This window comes from Proteus sp. Marseille-Q3619 (genome assembly GCF_965283115.1).
In genome coordinates this window covers 2,160,753-2,176,320 of sequence record NZ_CBDIMP010000001.1, presented here as the reverse complement: position 1 = coordinate 2,176,320, position 15,568 = coordinate 2,160,753, and the positions used below count along the sequence as shown (strand labels likewise).

At 40.8% G+C, this 15,568-nt stretch carries 15 protein-coding genes; 2 read left to right on the top strand and 13 right to left on the bottom strand.

Annotation, left to right across the window (positions count from 1 at the left end; all coding sequences use genetic code 11):
- Nucleotides 1-163: 163 nt before the first annotated feature.
- A complete protein-coding gene (locus ACWPWK_RS09940; protein WP_109373328.1) occupies nucleotides 164-568 on the top strand; it encodes a YgiW/YdeI family stress tolerance OB fold protein in 405 nt (134 codons plus the stop codon).
- Between the two features lie 498 nt (nucleotides 569-1,066).
- Entirely contained in the window at nucleotides 1,067-1,516 is a 450-nt protein-coding gene (locus ACWPWK_RS09935; RefSeq protein ID WP_109373327.1) for a DUF411 domain-containing protein, read from the top strand.
- 172 nt (nucleotides 1,517-1,688) lie between these two features.
- Here ACWPWK_RS09935 and glmS read toward each other — a convergent pair whose 3' ends face one another.
- The 13 genes from glmS to mnmG form a co-directional block, all read right to left on the bottom strand.
- Nucleotides 1,689-3,515, bottom strand: coding sequence for a glutamine--fructose-6-phosphate transaminase (isomerizing) (gene glmS, locus ACWPWK_RS09930; protein ID WP_109373326.1), 1,827 nt, complete (start codon nucleotides 3,513-3,515; stop codon nucleotides 1,689-1,691).
- A 160-nt stretch (nucleotides 3,516-3,675) separates the two neighbouring features.
- Entirely contained in the window at nucleotides 3,676-5,049 is a 1,374-nt protein-coding gene (gene glmU, locus ACWPWK_RS09925; protein ID WP_109373325.1) for a bifunctional UDP-N-acetylglucosamine diphosphorylase/glucosamine-1-phosphate N-acetyltransferase GlmU, read from the bottom strand.
- Between the two features lie 153 nt (nucleotides 5,050-5,202).
- The gene (locus ACWPWK_RS09920; RefSeq protein WP_109373324.1) at nucleotides 5,203-5,619 is read right to left on the bottom strand and encodes a F0F1 ATP synthase subunit epsilon; all 417 of its coding nucleotides are present in this window, start codon (nucleotides 5,617-5,619) and stop codon (nucleotides 5,203-5,205) included.
- A gap of 21 nt (nucleotides 5,620-5,640) precedes the next feature.
- A complete protein-coding gene (atpD, locus tag ACWPWK_RS09915) occupies nucleotides 5,641-7,023 on the bottom strand; it encodes a F0F1 ATP synthase subunit beta (protein ID WP_023583323.1) in 1,383 nt (460 codons plus the stop codon).
- Between the two features lie 34 nt (nucleotides 7,024-7,057).
- Nucleotides 7,058-7,921, bottom strand: coding sequence for a F0F1 ATP synthase subunit gamma (gene atpG / locus ACWPWK_RS09910; protein WP_006534342.1), 864 nt, complete (start codon nucleotides 7,919-7,921; stop codon nucleotides 7,058-7,060).
- Between the two features lie 58 nt (nucleotides 7,922-7,979).
- Nucleotides 7,980-9,521 (bottom strand): F0F1 ATP synthase subunit alpha, encoded by a 1,542-nt coding sequence (atpA, locus tag ACWPWK_RS09905; protein ID WP_006534343.1) that lies wholly within the window; start codon nucleotides 9,519-9,521, stop codon nucleotides 7,980-7,982.
- A gap of 14 nt (nucleotides 9,522-9,535) precedes the next feature.
- Nucleotides 9,536-10,069, bottom strand: coding sequence for a F0F1 ATP synthase subunit delta (atpH, locus tag ACWPWK_RS09900; protein ID WP_006534344.1), 534 nt, complete (start codon nucleotides 10,067-10,069; stop codon nucleotides 9,536-9,538).
- Between the two features lie 12 nt (nucleotides 10,070-10,081).
- Entirely contained in the window at nucleotides 10,082-10,552 is a 471-nt protein-coding gene (gene atpF / locus ACWPWK_RS09895; protein WP_109373323.1) for a F0F1 ATP synthase subunit B, read from the bottom strand.
- Between the two features lie 61 nt (nucleotides 10,553-10,613).
- Entirely contained in the window at nucleotides 10,614-10,853 is a 240-nt protein-coding gene (gene atpE, locus ACWPWK_RS09890; protein WP_004246596.1) for a F0F1 ATP synthase subunit C, read from the bottom strand.
- Nucleotides 10,854-10,898: 45 nt separating this feature from the next.
- Complete coding sequence (atpB, locus tag ACWPWK_RS09885) at nucleotides 10,899-11,723, bottom strand: F0F1 ATP synthase subunit A (protein WP_072071088.1); 825 nt, start codon at nucleotides 11,721-11,723, stop codon at nucleotides 10,899-10,901.
- 31 nt (nucleotides 11,724-11,754) lie between these two features.
- Nucleotides 11,755-12,132 (bottom strand): F0F1 ATP synthase subunit I, encoded by a 378-nt coding sequence (gene atpI, locus ACWPWK_RS09880; RefSeq protein ID WP_109373322.1) that lies wholly within the window; start codon nucleotides 12,130-12,132, stop codon nucleotides 11,755-11,757.
- 613 nt (nucleotides 12,133-12,745) lie between these two features.
- Nucleotides 12,746-13,372: a 16S rRNA (guanine(527)-N(7))-methyltransferase RsmG gene (rsmG, locus tag ACWPWK_RS09875; protein ID WP_109373321.1), complete on the bottom strand. Its 627-nt coding sequence runs from the start codon at nucleotides 13,370-13,372 to the stop codon at nucleotides 12,746-12,748.
- Nucleotides 13,369-15,267: a tRNA uridine-5-carboxymethylaminomethyl(34) synthesis enzyme MnmG gene (mnmG, locus tag ACWPWK_RS09870; RefSeq protein WP_109373320.1), complete on the bottom strand. Its 1,899-nt coding sequence runs from the start codon at nucleotides 15,265-15,267 to the stop codon at nucleotides 13,369-13,371. The genes rsmG and mnmG overlap by 4 nt, the downstream gene beginning before the upstream one ends.
- Nucleotides 15,268-15,568: the final 301 nt, after the last annotated feature.

Genomic DNA, 15,568 nt, shown 5'->3' with positions numbered 1-15,568 from the left:
GAAAAAAACAACACTATAAAATATAACTCTAGTTTTAAAATAGTAATATCAATCATTTGATATATTAATACCTAGATTTACCTTTATATGCTGTTTTATACATGAAGTTGAAATAAAATAAGTACTATACTTAGCTATATTTTAAACAAAAAGCGAGCTTGATATGAAAAAAATTCTTGTATTATTAATTGGTAGTACGTTGGCCTTTGCATCTCAAGCCAATACAACATCTCATAATGGTGGTTTTGTTTCTCCTCAAGGCACTATTCAATCAAGTGCAGATCAAGGAGGATTTAAAGGTCCTTCAATTAGCGAAACCTCTGTTGCAAAAGCAAAAGATCTTTCTGATGACACTTGGGTTATTTTAACGGGTAAAATTACCAAAAAAATTGGTGATGAGCTATACGTTTTTGAAGACAGCACAGGCGGTATCAATGTAGATATCGACAATAAAAGATGGCGTGGACAAACAGTTACACCAGATAATACCGTCAGAATTGAAGGTAAAGTTGATAAAGAATGGACAAGTACCGAGATCGACGTAAAACAAATTACTATTATCAAATAATCGCCATCAAATAATTTGTTTTTAAATTTAAAATACACCTATTTATTTTAAAGCCAATATATTGAAAAATATTGGCTTTTTTATTTTTATATTCTCTATATTTTATTTTCATCAATAAAATTGGATCTTTTATACAAATTTCTCCGCTTTAACCTCAAGTTAAGTTTAGGTTTATAGTTATTCCAAGTTAAAGCACAAACACTCTTCGCAAGAGGTGATTTAACTTATGAGATACCCTCATAGTCGTTTACATCCTAACTACTCTACGTTTACCCTGTTTTCTCCATTTTAAGCCTGCTATGCAGGCTTTTTTTCTTCTTATATCAAGTCATATTCTCGAAAAACATCAAAAAAGGATAAGCAAAGTATTATTTATATCTTTGTTTTCTATAAATATTTTTTTACAAAACTCTACGCGTTTATACCTTAATTAAATTGACCTTCCAGTAAGGGTAAAGATTATTGTTTCATCTATCAATTTAGTGAAAGGAATAAACAATGAAAAAATTATTACTGCCTTCTATTATTGCAATCTCCGCTTTTACAAGCACGGCTTATGCATCTAATCATAATGTTGTTGAGGTTTATAAAACTGACAGTTGTGGATGCTGTACGTTATGGGCTGATGGCGTAAAAGAAGCAGGCTTCAATGTTAAAGTGAATATTGTTTCAGAGACAGAGTTAATGCAGAAATATCAACAAGCCGGTGTACCCAATAATTTATTAAGTTGCCACTTTGCGACTTACCAAGGTAAAGATTTAGTAGGACATATCCCCGTTGATAGTTTAAAAAATATCGACTTAGTAGATAAATCTAAATCAGGTATTGCCGTTGCAGGTATGCCAGCGGGAAGTTTAGGTATGTATGCAGGTGATTACAAAGAGCCTTACCAAGTGATTGCCTTTGATAAATCAGGTAACCAATCCCTGTTTAAGTCTTACAACTAGTTTTGTTCTTACTGTAGTGTTGTTTTAATAGCAATATATCTCTCCGATTGTGCTATTTTCCTCTGTCTGTTATCGATTTGCGGGCAGAGTTTTATTTTCTAGGTATAAAAAAACCAGCCTGCTTTTTACAGCATGACTGGTTCTTTTAGAATAAAGTTAACTTTGACTTTATTTATTCAACTGTAACCGATTTTGCTAAGTTACGAGGTTGGTCTACATCTGTGCCTTTAATTAAAGCAACATGATAAGATAACAACTGTAATGGTACAGTATAGAAAATAGGTGCGATAAGCTCTTCAACATGAGGTAAAGAAATTAACTTCATCGTTTCGTTTTCTTCAAAGCCTGCATCTTGATCCGCAAATACATACAGTAAGCCACCACGCGCACGTACTTCTTCAATATTAGATTTTAATTTCTCTAATAGCTCATTGTTTGGCGCAATGATGATAACAGGCATATCCGCATCAATTAATGCTAATGGACCATGTTTTAATTCACCAGCAGCATAAGCTTCAGCATGAATATAAGAGATCTCTTTTAGCTTTAATGCACCTTCTACCGCAATCGGGTATTGGTCGCCACGACCTAAGAATAAAGCATGGCTTTTTTCTGAGAAGTCTTCAGCTAACGCTTCAATTACTTTATCTTTCGATAGCATGCTTTCAATACGGCTTGGTAATGCATGTAATGCAGTTGAAACTTCTTGCTCTAATGTCGCGACACCTTTAATTCGTCCCATATATGCCACCAGCATTAATAGAACGGTTAACTGTGTGGTAAATGCTTTGGTTGATGCAACACCAATTTCAGCACCCGCTTTAGTCATTAAAACAAATTCAGACTCACGAACCAAAGAAGAGCCTGCAACGTTACAAATAGCTAAAGAAGATAAATAACCTAACTCTTTAGATAAACGCAATGCAGCTAATGTATCTGCTGTTTCACCTGATTGAGATAATGTAATCAGCAAACTGTTACGGCGAGTTGCTGGTTTACGGTAGCGATATTCTGATGCAATTTCGACATCACAAGGAATACCCGCTAAGGACTCAAACCAATAACGTGAAACCATACCTGCGTTATAAGAAGTACCACAAGCTACAATTTGAATATGTTCAACTTTAGATAAGATATCTTCAGCTTTAGATCCTAGTTCACTTAGATCAATCGTTTCTGATTTTAAACGACCTTCAAGCGTGTTTTTAATCGCCAGAGGCTGTTCATAGATCTCTTTTTGCATGTAGTGACGGTAAACACCTTTATCACCCGCATCGTATTGAACATTTGATTCAATCGTATCACGAACAACTTCTTCGCCATTCACATCAAAAATATGAACATGGCGACGAGTGACCTCGACAATATCCCCTTCTTCAAGATAGATAAAGCGGCGGGTAACGGGTAATAGAGCCAATTGGTCAGAAGCAAGGAAGTTTTCACCCACGCCAAGACCTACCACCAGCGGGCTACCAGAGCGAGCAGCGACTAATAACTCAGGTGTACGGCTATCCATAATAACGGTACCGTAAGCACCACGTAATTGAGGAATAACACGTTGTACAACTTCACGTAATGTACCACCTTGGCGCTGTTCCCAGTTAACAAGGTGAGCAATCACTTCAGTGTCAGTTTGAGAAGCAAACTGATACCCTTTTTTAATTAATTCTGCTTTCAGTTCTTGATAGTTTTCGATAATGCCATTATGTACAACTGCAATCGTACCTGATACATGAGGATGCGCATTATCTTCACAAGGTTCACCATGTGTTGCCCAGCGAGTATGAGCAATACCTGTACCACCAATCACTTGTGTTTTTTCTGCTTCTTCCGCCAGCATTTGTACTTTGCCAGCTTCACGCAGACGTGTCATTTTACAGTCATTATCCACAACCGCTAAACCCGCAGAGTCATAACCGCGGTATTCTAAACGACGTAAGCCTTCAATTAAGATTTCAGCGATATCGCGTTGTGCAACTGCACCTACTATTCCACACATTGTGTTATTCCTAAAACTGTGCGTTTATTCGCACTTGGATGTCTTATACCTGATTAGTTTGTTCCCCAAGCCATTGTAGAAAGCGAGGATATTTTTTTGTTTTTAGAATAATAGCGTACAAGAAAAGGGCGCTAATGAAATATACGCCCTTTTCTTAAAATTATTGTTTTTTCTTCACTGGACGTTTCCATCCACTGATATGAGTTTGCTTAACTCGACTGATCACTAATTCGTTTTCATTCACGTTTTTAGTGAGTGTTGTTCCTGCACCAATTGTTGCACCATTAGCAACCGTAACTGGCGCGACTAATTGGGTATCTGAACCAATAAAGACGTCATCACCAATAACTGTTTTGAATTTATTCGCACCATCGTAGTTACAAGTAATAGTACCTGCGCCGATATTAACATTAGCGCCTACTTCAGTATCGCCTAAGTAAGTCAGATGACCCGCTTTAGAGCCAATACCTAAGCTTGCTTTTTTCATCTCAACAAAGTTACCAACGTGAGCTTTATCCGCTAATTCACTACCCGGACGAAGGCGTGCAAATGGTCCAACAGTACACTCTTGAGCTAAGTTTGCATCCTCGATCACCGTATAGGGGCTGATAATAGAATTATCACCAATCACACAGTTTTTCAGGACACACCCCGTACCAATTTCAACGTTATTGCCTAAAGTGACATCGCCTTCAATAATCACGTTAGTGTCAATGACGACGTCTTTACCGTGAGTTAACGTACCACGTAAATCAAAACGAGCAGGATCAAGCAACATGACGCCTTCTAATAATAAGCGTTCAGCCTGTTCTGTTTGGTAAATACGTTCTAATGTAGCCAGTTGTAAACGGTTATTCACGCCTTCCATTTCACTATGACGACGAGGATGAGCCGTTTCAATTTTACGACCTTCTTTATACGCTAACGCGATAATATCAGTAATGTAATACTCTTTTTGTGCATTATTATTATTGAGTTTACCTAACCAACGTTTTAAATCACCACCATTAGCGACCAAAATACCCGTGTTGATTTCAGTAATTTTGAGTTGTTCTTCAGACGCATCTTTTTGTTCGATAATACCCGTCACTTCGCCATTTTCACGAACAATACGACCATAGCCAGTTGGGTTATCTAAAATAACTGTTAATAAACCAATACCGCCTTCTGGTTTGACTTCAATTAAACGTTCTAACGTTTCTTTAGTGATAAGTGGAACATCACCGTAAAGCATCAGGATATCTTCATCATCAGCAAAGAAAGGCGCAGCTTGTTGCATTGCGTGACCTGTTCCTAGTTGCTCTGCTTGTAGTACCCAATTAACAGGTTGTGAACCTAATTTTTCTTTCATTAGTTCACCACCATGCCCATAGACAAGGTGTGTTTGTTGAGCGCCTAATGACTTGGCAGTATCAATCACATGTTGAACCATGGATTTACCTGCAAGTTTATGAAGAACTTTAGGTAACTGTGAATACATGCGGGTGCCTTTTCCCGCAGCAAGAATAACAACGCTTTTAGCTGAATTAGACATAATTAACCCGATAACTCCCGTAAAGAATGGCAAGTAAACCTGTTTATGCCAAATAATACTACATATTTCGTCACACAAAATATTTCATGATGCAAAAAAGCCAGTTAGTGAAGAACCAACTGGCTTTTTTTATTCATAGACTGCCTATTTACATCAACGTCGAGTCAATTCGATTACACGTAGTTTTGCAATCGCTTTGGCTAATTCTGCTGATGCTTGAGCATAATCAACATCACCATGAGAGGATTGAATGTGTTCTTCAGCTTTACGCTTAGATTCCAACGCTTTCGCTTCATCCAAATCACGACCACGGATAGCTGTATCTGCCAGTACAATGACGCCTGTCGGTTGAACTTCGAGAATACCACCAGAAAGGTAGATAACCTCTTCTTCACCCGATGTTTTTACGACACGTACCATGCCCGGTTTTATGGCAGTTAATAACGGGGTATGCTGCGGATAAATACCGAGCTCACCTTCGCTACCAGTTACCTGAATTCGTTTGACTTCGCCGTCATATAACTGCTTTTCAGCGCTGACAACTTTCAGGTAGAACGATGTATCAGCCATATCAACCTCCCGTCAGCCGTATTAAAGCTTCTTAGCTTTTTCTACTGCTTCTTCGATAGTACCAACCATGTAGAACGCCTGCTCTGGCAGGTGGTCATAATCACCGTTCAGAATACCTTTAAAGCCACGGATAGTGTCTTTCAGGGAAACGAACTTACCTGGTGATCCGGTAAATACTTCAGCAACGAAGAATGGCTGAGACAGGAAGCGCTGGATCTTACGCGCACGCGCAACAACCAGTTTATCTTCTTCTGACAGTTCATCCATACCTAAGATAGCGATGATGTCTTTCAGTTCCTGATAACGTTGCAGGATAGACTGAACACCACGAGCCACATCATAGTGCTCTTGGCCAACTACCAGTGGGTCTAATTGACGACTGGTAGAATCCAGTGGGTCAACCGCAGGGTAGATACCTAATGAAGCAATTTGACGGCTCAATACAACTGTCGCATCTAAGTGAGCAAACGTTGTTGCTGGTGATGGGTCAGTTAAGTCATCCGCAGGTACGTATACAGCTTGTACAGAGGTGATTGAACCTGTTTTGGTTGAAGTGATACGTTCTTGCAGAACCCCCATCTCTTCAGCCAATGTTGGTTGGTAACCTACCGCTGATGGCATACGACCTAACAGTGCTGATACTTCAGTACCGGCTAAGGTGTAACGATAGATGTTATCTACGAATAACAGTACGTCACGACCTTCGTCACGGAATTTCTCAGCCATAGTCAGACCAGTCAGTGCAACACGCAGACGGTTTCCTGGTGGCTCATTCATCTGACCATAAACTAACGATACTTTGTCAAGAACGTTAGAATCTGTCATTTCATGATAGAAGTCGTTACCCTCACGAGTACGTTCACCTACACCAGCAAATACAGAGTAACCTGAGTGCTCGATCGCGATATTACGGATCAATTCCATCATGTTAACTGTTTTACCAACACCCGCACCACCGAACAGACCTACTTTACCACCTTTAGCGAACGGACAGATTAAGTCCATTACTTTGATACCGGTTTCAAGCAGTTCTTGTGAGTTTGATAACTCTTCGTAGGTTGGCGCTTCACGGTGGATAGACCAACGTTCTTCAGTTGCAATATCACCTTTCATATCGATAGGTGTACCCAGAACGTTCATGATACGTCCCAGTGTTGCTTTACCTACTGGTACTTCAATTGGGTGGCCTAAGTTTTCAACTTTTAAGCCACGGCTTAAACCGTCTGATGTACCCATTGCGATACAACGAACGATACCACCGCCTAACTGTTGCTGAACTTCTAGCACCAGTTTTTCTTTACCATTCATAACCTCAAGAGCGTCGTATACTTTAGGGACGCTATCCTGAGGGAACTCGGCGTCCACTACGGCGCCAATTACCTGGACAATCTTTCCAGTAGCCATCTTGAATCCTCTACGTAATTCGTAAACCTAGCTGTTATACCGCGGCTGCACCAGACACAATTTCTGTAAGTTCCTGAGTAATGCTTGCTTGGCGTGCTTTGTTGTACACCAATTGCAGTTCTTTAATCAGGTTACCACCGTTATCTGTAGCGGCTTTCATCGCGACCATTCGGGCGGCCTGCTCACTCGCTAAGTTCTCTACGACGCTCTGGTAAACTTGCGATTCGATATAACGACGCAGTAAAGTATCCAGTAACGCCTTAGGATCAGGTTCGTACAGATAATCCCAAGATTTTTCTTTCAGCTCTTCATCATCACCTGGTGGTAATGGTAAAACCTGAAGAATTTTAGGCTCTTGAGCCATGGTATTGATGAACTTATTTGCCACCACATACAGTTTATCTAAACGACCTTCGTCATAAGCCTGCAACATGATATTGACTGGACCGATAAGGTCTGACAGTTTTGGATCATCACCCATACCAGTTACTTGACCAACAACATTCCCGCCTACTGAGCCAAAGAATGAAGCGGCTTTAGAACCGATTAGTGCTAAATCTACCTGCACACCTTTTTCAGACCACTCTTTCATGTCTGCCAGCAGTTTTTTGAACAAGTTAATGTTCAAACCACCACACAAACCACGGTCGGTCGAAACAACCAGGTACCCGACACGTTTAACTTCACGCTCTTCGAGGTATGGATGTTTATATTCCAGATTCCCTAACGCAAGGTGACCAATCACACTGCGCATGGTTTCTGCATAAGGACGGCTGGCTGCCATGCGTTCCTGCGTTTTACGCATTTTCGACGCGGCGACCATCTCCATCGCTTTAGTGATCTTCTGTGTGTTTTGCACACTGGCGATCTTCGAACGTATCTCTTTTGCGCCGGCCATTTCTGCTTCTCCTCATGAACCAGACGGCCTAATGTTTAACTATTAGGCCGAATAGTTATTACCAGGACTGAGTCGCTTTGAAGTTTTCTAGCACGCCTTTCAGCTTCGCTTCGATTTCTTCGTTATAAGTACCAGTCTGGTTGATTTCTTTCAATAAATCAGCATGTTCACGAGAGGCATAAGCTAATAAAGCCGCTTCAAATGGCACAACTTTTGAAATTTCAACATCTTCCAGATAACCACGTTCTGCTGCAAACAGTGATAAAGACTGTTGTGCGACAGACATTGGTTCGTACTGTTTCTGTTTCAGCAATTCAGTCACTTTCTGACCGTGGTTTAATTGTTTACGGGTAGCATCGTCCAGATCGGAAGCGAACTGTGAGAATGCTGCCAGCTCACGATACTGCGCAAGAGCAGTACGGATACCACCAGAAAGTTTCTTCATGATCTTAGTCTGAGCTGCACCACCAACACGAGATACGGAGATCCCTGGGTTAACAGCTGGACGGATACCTGCGTTAAACAGGTTAGATTCTAAGAAGATCTGACCATCGGTAATAGAGATTACGTTCGTAGGAACGAATGCAGAAACGTCCCCTGCTTGCGTTTCGATAATTGGTAACGCAGTTAGAGAGCCGGTTTTACCTTTAACTTCACCATTAGTGAATGCTTCTACGTACTCAGCATTAACGCGAGCAGCACGCTCAAGTAAACGGGAGTGCAGATAGAAAACGTCACCAGGGTATGCTTCACGTCCAGGTGGACGACGAAGTAACAGTGAAATTTGACGATATGCGACAGCCTGTTTAGACAGGTCATCATAAATAATCAGGGCATCTTCACCACGGTCACGGAAGTATTCACCCATTGCGCAACCTGAATAAGGAGCTAAGTATTGCAGCGCTGCTGATTCTGATGCAGAAGCAACAACAACAATGGTGTTTTCTAACGCGCCATGTTCTTCTAATTTACGAACAACGTTCGAAATAGTAGAGGCTTTCTGACCAATAGCGACATAGATACATTTAATGCCAGAGTCGCGTTGGTTGATGATCGCATCGACAGCCAGAGCAGTTTTACCTGTTTGACGGTCACCGATGATCAATTCACGCTGACCACGACCAATTGGGATCATGGCATCGACGGATTTGTAACCTGTTTGTACAGGCTGATCAACTGATTGACGGTCGATAACACCAGGAGCAATCATCTCAACAGGTGAGAATCCATCATGCTCTACTGCACCTTTACCATCAATCGGCTCACCCAGTGTGTTTACCACACGGCCAAGCAGACCACGCCCAACAGGTACTTCCAGAATACGACCTGTACATTTAACTTTCATGCCTTCTGCTAAGTCAGCATAAGGACCCATCACAACCGCACCAACAGAGTCGCGCTCTAAGTTCAGTGCGATAGCGAAACGGTTACCCGGCAGTGCGATCATCTCACCCTGCATAACTTCGGCTAAACCGTGGATACGAATGATACCGTCACTAACGGATACAATCGTACCTTCATTGTGAGCTTCACTCACTACATTGAACTGAGCAATGCGCTGCTTGATCAGTTCGCTGATTTCAGTGGAATTCAGTTGCATATGCTCCAGTCCCCTTAAGACTGCAAGACGTCTGTTAATCGCTCTAAACGGCCACGAATACTGCCATCGATGACGAGGTCACCGGCGCGTATAATCATGCCTGCGATAACAGACTTATCAATTTTGCAATTCAGCTTCACTTTGCGTGATAGACGTTTTTCCATCGCTGCAGAAATGTTAGCTAGCTGCTGTTTAGTTAGCTCAATGGCAGAAGTTACTTCAACGTCAACCGTTGACTCTAGTACTGCGCGCAATTGAATAAATTGGCTCAATACTTCAGGCAACGTTGATAAACGGCCATTATCAGCCATAACACGAATTAAATTCTGAGCATGACCATCTAATTGTTCGCCACAAAGGTCGACAAAGATGTCAGCCAGTTTTTCTGATGCTAAAGAACCAGAAAGTAATTCGGTTACCTGCTCATTGCGTGCTACTTCAGCGGTGAACGCCAGCATAACCTGCCATTTATCGACAGCCTGGTTTTCCACAGCAAAGTCAAAAGCTGCTTTGGCGTAGGGGCGAGCTACCGTTGCTATTTCAGACATGCCCCTCCCTCCTTACAGTTCAGCGACCAGTTTATCAACGATGTCGCTATTAGCAGCTTCATCCACGGAACGTTCAATAATTTTCTCGGCACCTGCAATAGCCAGCATTGCGACTTGTTTACGAAGTTCTTCACGAGCACGTTTACGCTCTGCATCCAGTTCGGATTGAGCTTGTGCAACGATCTTACTACGTTCTTGCTCTGCTTCTGCTTTAGCATCTTCAATCATTTGAGTGCGTTGTTTATTCGCTGATTCAATGATTGCTTGAGCTTCTGCTTTTGCTTTTGCTAGCTGATCGCCTGCATCGGCTTTCGCTAAATCTAAGTCCTTTTTAGCACGTTCTGCAGATGATAAACCGTCAGCAATTTCTTTTTGACGTTTTTCAATGGCCGCCATAATTGGTGGCCATACGAATTTCATACAGAACAAAACAAACAGGACAAATGCGATGGCCTGGCCGAGGATTGTTGCATTTAAATTCACAGCACAATACCTCTTTCTTGGTTATTAACTAACTTGATGCTTTTACTGCTCATTGCCATCATTAGGCAACAGCAAACATCACGTAAAGGCCCAGACCCACAGCAATCATTGGGATGGCGTCAACCAGACCCATAACGATAAAGAACTGTGTACGCAGAAGAGGGATCAGATCAGGCTGACGAGCAGCACCTTCTAAAAATTTGCCTCCGAGGATTCCGATACCGATTGCAGCACCGATTGCAGCTAAACCCATCATAATAGCGGCAGCCATGTACAGCAGATCCATACTCAGGTTTTCCATGACAGTCTCCAGTTTGTTTCAGTTATTTCTTCAAAGAGTTAATAATTAATGTTCTTCAGATGCCATCGACAGATAGACAATCGTTAGAACCATGAAAATAAATGCTTGTAACGTAATAATCAGTATGTGGAATATCGCCCAAGGAAGGCTTAATAACCACTGTGACCACCACGGTAACAGACCAGCAATAAGAATAAAGATCAGTTCACCTGCATACATGTTACCAAACAGTCGAAGACCGAGGGAAACAGGTTTTGATAGCAGGCTTACCCCTTCTAAGATTAAGTTGACAGGAATAAAAATTGGGTGATTAAAAGGCTGTAAAGTCAGCTCTTTTGTAAACCCTTTTATGCCTTTCATCTTAATGCTATAGAAAAGGATCAGGATAAATACACCAATTGCCATCGATAGAGTAATACTCACGTCCGCAGTCGGAACTATGCGTAACGCAGGTAACCCTAAGATGTGTTCACCGATATAAGGGATGAAGTCGATTGGTAATAAATCCAGGGCATTCATTAACAGCACCCAAACGAACACAGTCAATGCCAAAGGTGCAATGACCTTGCTCTTTCCGTGATACATATCACGGACGCTGCTATCAACGAAACCAATGATCATTTCTACTGCAGTCTGGAATTTTCCCGGTACGCCACTGGTTGCTCTTACTGCTACTTTTCTAAACAGCCATAGGAATAGTGCTCCCATCAGTACTGAAAAGAAAAGTGAGTCAATATTTAACACCCAGAATGATGGCGCATTTTCAGCATGGGGATTGACCAACTCGAAAGTACGCAGGTCCAACTGAAGGTTATTCAGGTGGTGACCTATGTAGTCTCTAGTGGTTAATGCTTCTCCTGATGCAGACATGATGCCAATTACCCTTTTGTTGTTAAAAACGCTAACCGTTAATGACGGCTGGTGCAACGACCTGCATAACAAGCACCGCTAAGTAGGTCATGACCAGTGGTGCAAATGCCGCTTTAAACACTCCTAAAGCAACAATCAGCAAGGCTATTGATAATATAACCTTCAACCCTTCACTGAAAGCAAAAAGCCAGTTTATGCGAACTGGAGCTTCTTCTTCGTTGACTTTTTGTAAGCGCATTAACAAAAGAAAAGCAATATTGGGTAACCAACATGCCAACCCGCCTAAAAAAGCCGAAAAACTCCAGTCTGTACTCTTTAAGTAGAAACCCGCACTGAGAATAACAAAAGTCATAAACTGCAAAAATAACAGTTTCAGTGCAACTTTCCCGCTGTAGAGGGAGACAGACATGACGTTTGTATTCTCCAGACTAGCTATCGTAAAAGGTATTACTGAATGATGTATCAAACTGTCTTTGCTATAAAGTGTCAAGTGACAAAAACGAGCAAATTATACGGGGCGTGGCAATGAATTCAATCAATAAGTAGCGAAAAAGTGAAGATTAATTTAAATTTCTTACCAAGGTTCCATTTATGAAAAATGATTAAGAACAAAAAGAGTAAAAATAATAGAGCTGAATAAAATAAATAGCGTGATACATATCACAAATACAAAAGTATAAATAAAGCTTATTTCATAAAATATATAACAGAGTTAACAAATAACTTCCCTTTTATGAACAATTTAGTGGCAATTGAAAAATAATTAATCAATTTTCAATTAAATAAATTCAATATTTTTATAATGCACAGAATTATTAATTTATTTTGGAAATAAAAAGAGAAAAACGCAGGCAACAAAGGGAATTAAAGCAAAAGATAATATATTGTTAAATTATTGTTCCATTAAAGTGAATTTTAATACTTCGTATAATTCCCCCTAAAGCAAATGGCGATAACATTGTAAATGTTATCGCCAGAGCACAAAAAATGAAAAAAGGATCAGCGAAACACTAAATATTTGATTAAATAATCACCAAATGTCTTTGTTCATTCAATTCAGGTATGGATAAGCTAATCACTTTTTCAGGCATTTTTAATCCATTATCAGCAAGTTCATCCAACTCTTCTTGATGAATTTGTCCTTTCAGTGCATAGAAACGACCGTGTTCTTCAGTCACTAAATGAGAGCACCAAGAGAGCATATCGTTCATAGAGGCAAATGCTCGGCTGATAACACCATCAAAAGGCTTCTCTGTTTGGTACTCTTCAACACGGTATTGAACTGGCTCGATATTATTAAGTCCTAGCTCGTGCTGAACTTGTTTCATAAAGCGAACCCGCTTGCCTAAGCTATCTAATAATACAAAGTGGTGATCGGGACGCATTATCGCTAAAGGGATCCCCGGTAAACCAGGCCCTGTACCCACATCAATAAATCTTTCACCTTCAAGATATTGGCTCACAATAATGCTATCCAAAATATGACGGATAAGCATTTGTTGTGGATCTCTCACTGATGTGAGGTTGTATGCTTTATTCCATTTATCAAGCATAGCAACATAGCCAGTGAGTTTTTCAGCTTGAATATCTGTAAGCTCAATATTGGCTTGCTTAGCCAGCTTTTTTAGCCGATTAAGTAAGTCACTCATGATGCGCTCCTGCGTAATAGGCCTTGTTTTTTCAACCAAACTAATAAAATGGAAATAGCCGCAGGTGTAACACCTGAGATCCGCGATGCTTGTCCGATCGATGTTGGTTTGTGATCGTTAAGTTTCGCAATAACTTCGTTAGATAATCCGCTAACTTGCTTATAGTCCAGATCTATAGGTAGCGCTGCATTTTCATTGCGCAGTTGTTTTTCGATCTCTTCTTGCTGGCGACTAATATAACCTTCGTACTTAACTTGGATCTCAACTTGTTCAGCAGCTTGTGGTTTTGAATCATCAATACCTGGTGCAAAACGAGGGATTTTTTTCAAAATGTCATACGTCATTTCAGGGCGACGTAATAAATCTTCACCATTAGCTTCTTTAGATAGTGGTGTATTAAGTAACTCGTTAATTTCAGTAATATTATCTGCTTTAGGATGAACCCAGATATCTCTTAAACGTTGGCGCTCTTTTTCAACTAACTCAACTTTTTCGCTAAATTGTGCCCAACGGTTATCATCAACCATGCCTAATTCACGTCCAATTTCAGTCAGACGTAAATCTGCATTATCTTCACGTAACATCAAGCGATATTCTGCACGAGAGGTAAACATACGGTACGGTTCTTTTGTGCCTAGTGTGCAAAGATCGTCAACTAATACACCAATGTATGCTTGATCACGACGTGGGAACCAACCTTCTTGTTCGAAGGCGTAACGTGCCGCATTAAGCCCAGCAAGCATACCTTGAGCCGCAGCTTCTTCATAACCAGTTGTACCGTTAATTTGCCCAGCAAAGAATAACCCATTGATAAATTTGCTTTCTAGGGTTTGTTTTAGATCTCTAGGATCGAAGAAGTCATATTCAATTGCATAACCAGGTCTAATGATCTTCGCGTTTTCCATACCTTTCATGGAATTTACGATTTGCATTTGAACATCAAAAGGTAAGCTTGTTGAAATACCATTTGGGTAAATTTCGTTACTTGTTAAACCTTCAGGCTCTAAAAAGATCTGATGTGAATTACGATCAGCAAATCTCATCACCTTATCTTCAATAGATGGGCAATAACGAGGACCTATTCCTTCGATGACTCCAGCGTACATTGGGCTACGATCGAGGTTATTACGAATAACATCGTGCGTTTTTTCGTTTGTGTATGTGATATGGCAAGGCATTTGTTCAGGATGCTGATCCACATTACCTAAAAACGAGAAAACAGGCATTGGAGTATCACCCAACTGAACGGCTAATTGGCTAAAATCAATAGTTCTAGCATCAATACGAGGTGGCGTGCCTGTTTTTAAACGACCTACACGTAAAGGTAGTTCGCGTAGTCTGTGTGATAACGAAACTGATGGTGGATCACCTGCACGACCCCCACTGTAATTTTCTAAACCAATATGGATTTTTCCATCCAGGAAAGTACCTACGGTTAGAACAACAGACTTAGCACGGAATTTTAAGCCCATGCGAGTAACAGCACCTGTTACTTGGTCGTTTTCAACAATGAGATCTTCAACTGGTTGTTGGAAGATCATTAAATTAGGTTGATTTTCAAGAGTAGTACGAACAGCTTGGCGATAAAGAACACGGTCAGCTTGTGCTCTTGTTGCTCTTACAGCTGGTCCCTTACTTGCGTTAAGGGTTCTGAATTGGATCCCTGCATGGTCAATAGCGGTTGCCATTAATCCACCCATGGCATCGATCTCTTTTACCAGATGCCCTTTACCAATCCCACCAATAGCTGGGTTACAAGACATTTGGCCCAAAGTATCAATATTGTGGGTCAGTAATAGGGTTTGACGCCCCATACGAGCTGCAGCCATAGCGGCTTCTGTACCGGCGTGACCACCACCGATGACAATGACGTCAAAGTGTTCTGGATAAAACATGTGTGAACCTTAAATGTTACGAATGCTGAATGTGTTGCATTGGGAAAACGAATTCTACTCAACTTTTTGACAGATACAAGCGAGCAGATCCGCAGGTAATTATTTAAAGATCTTTTTATTTAAAGATCTCTTTATTAGATCTTTTATTAAGGAAGCGATCCTCTGTGGATAAGTGGATTTTCTATTTAAAGATCATAAAAGTGTAAAGGATCATATACTGTGAATGATCCGTGATCTATCTGCTGATAAGCTGGGATCAAAATGACGACTTATGCACAGGTCATTTCTTGATATTGCCTTA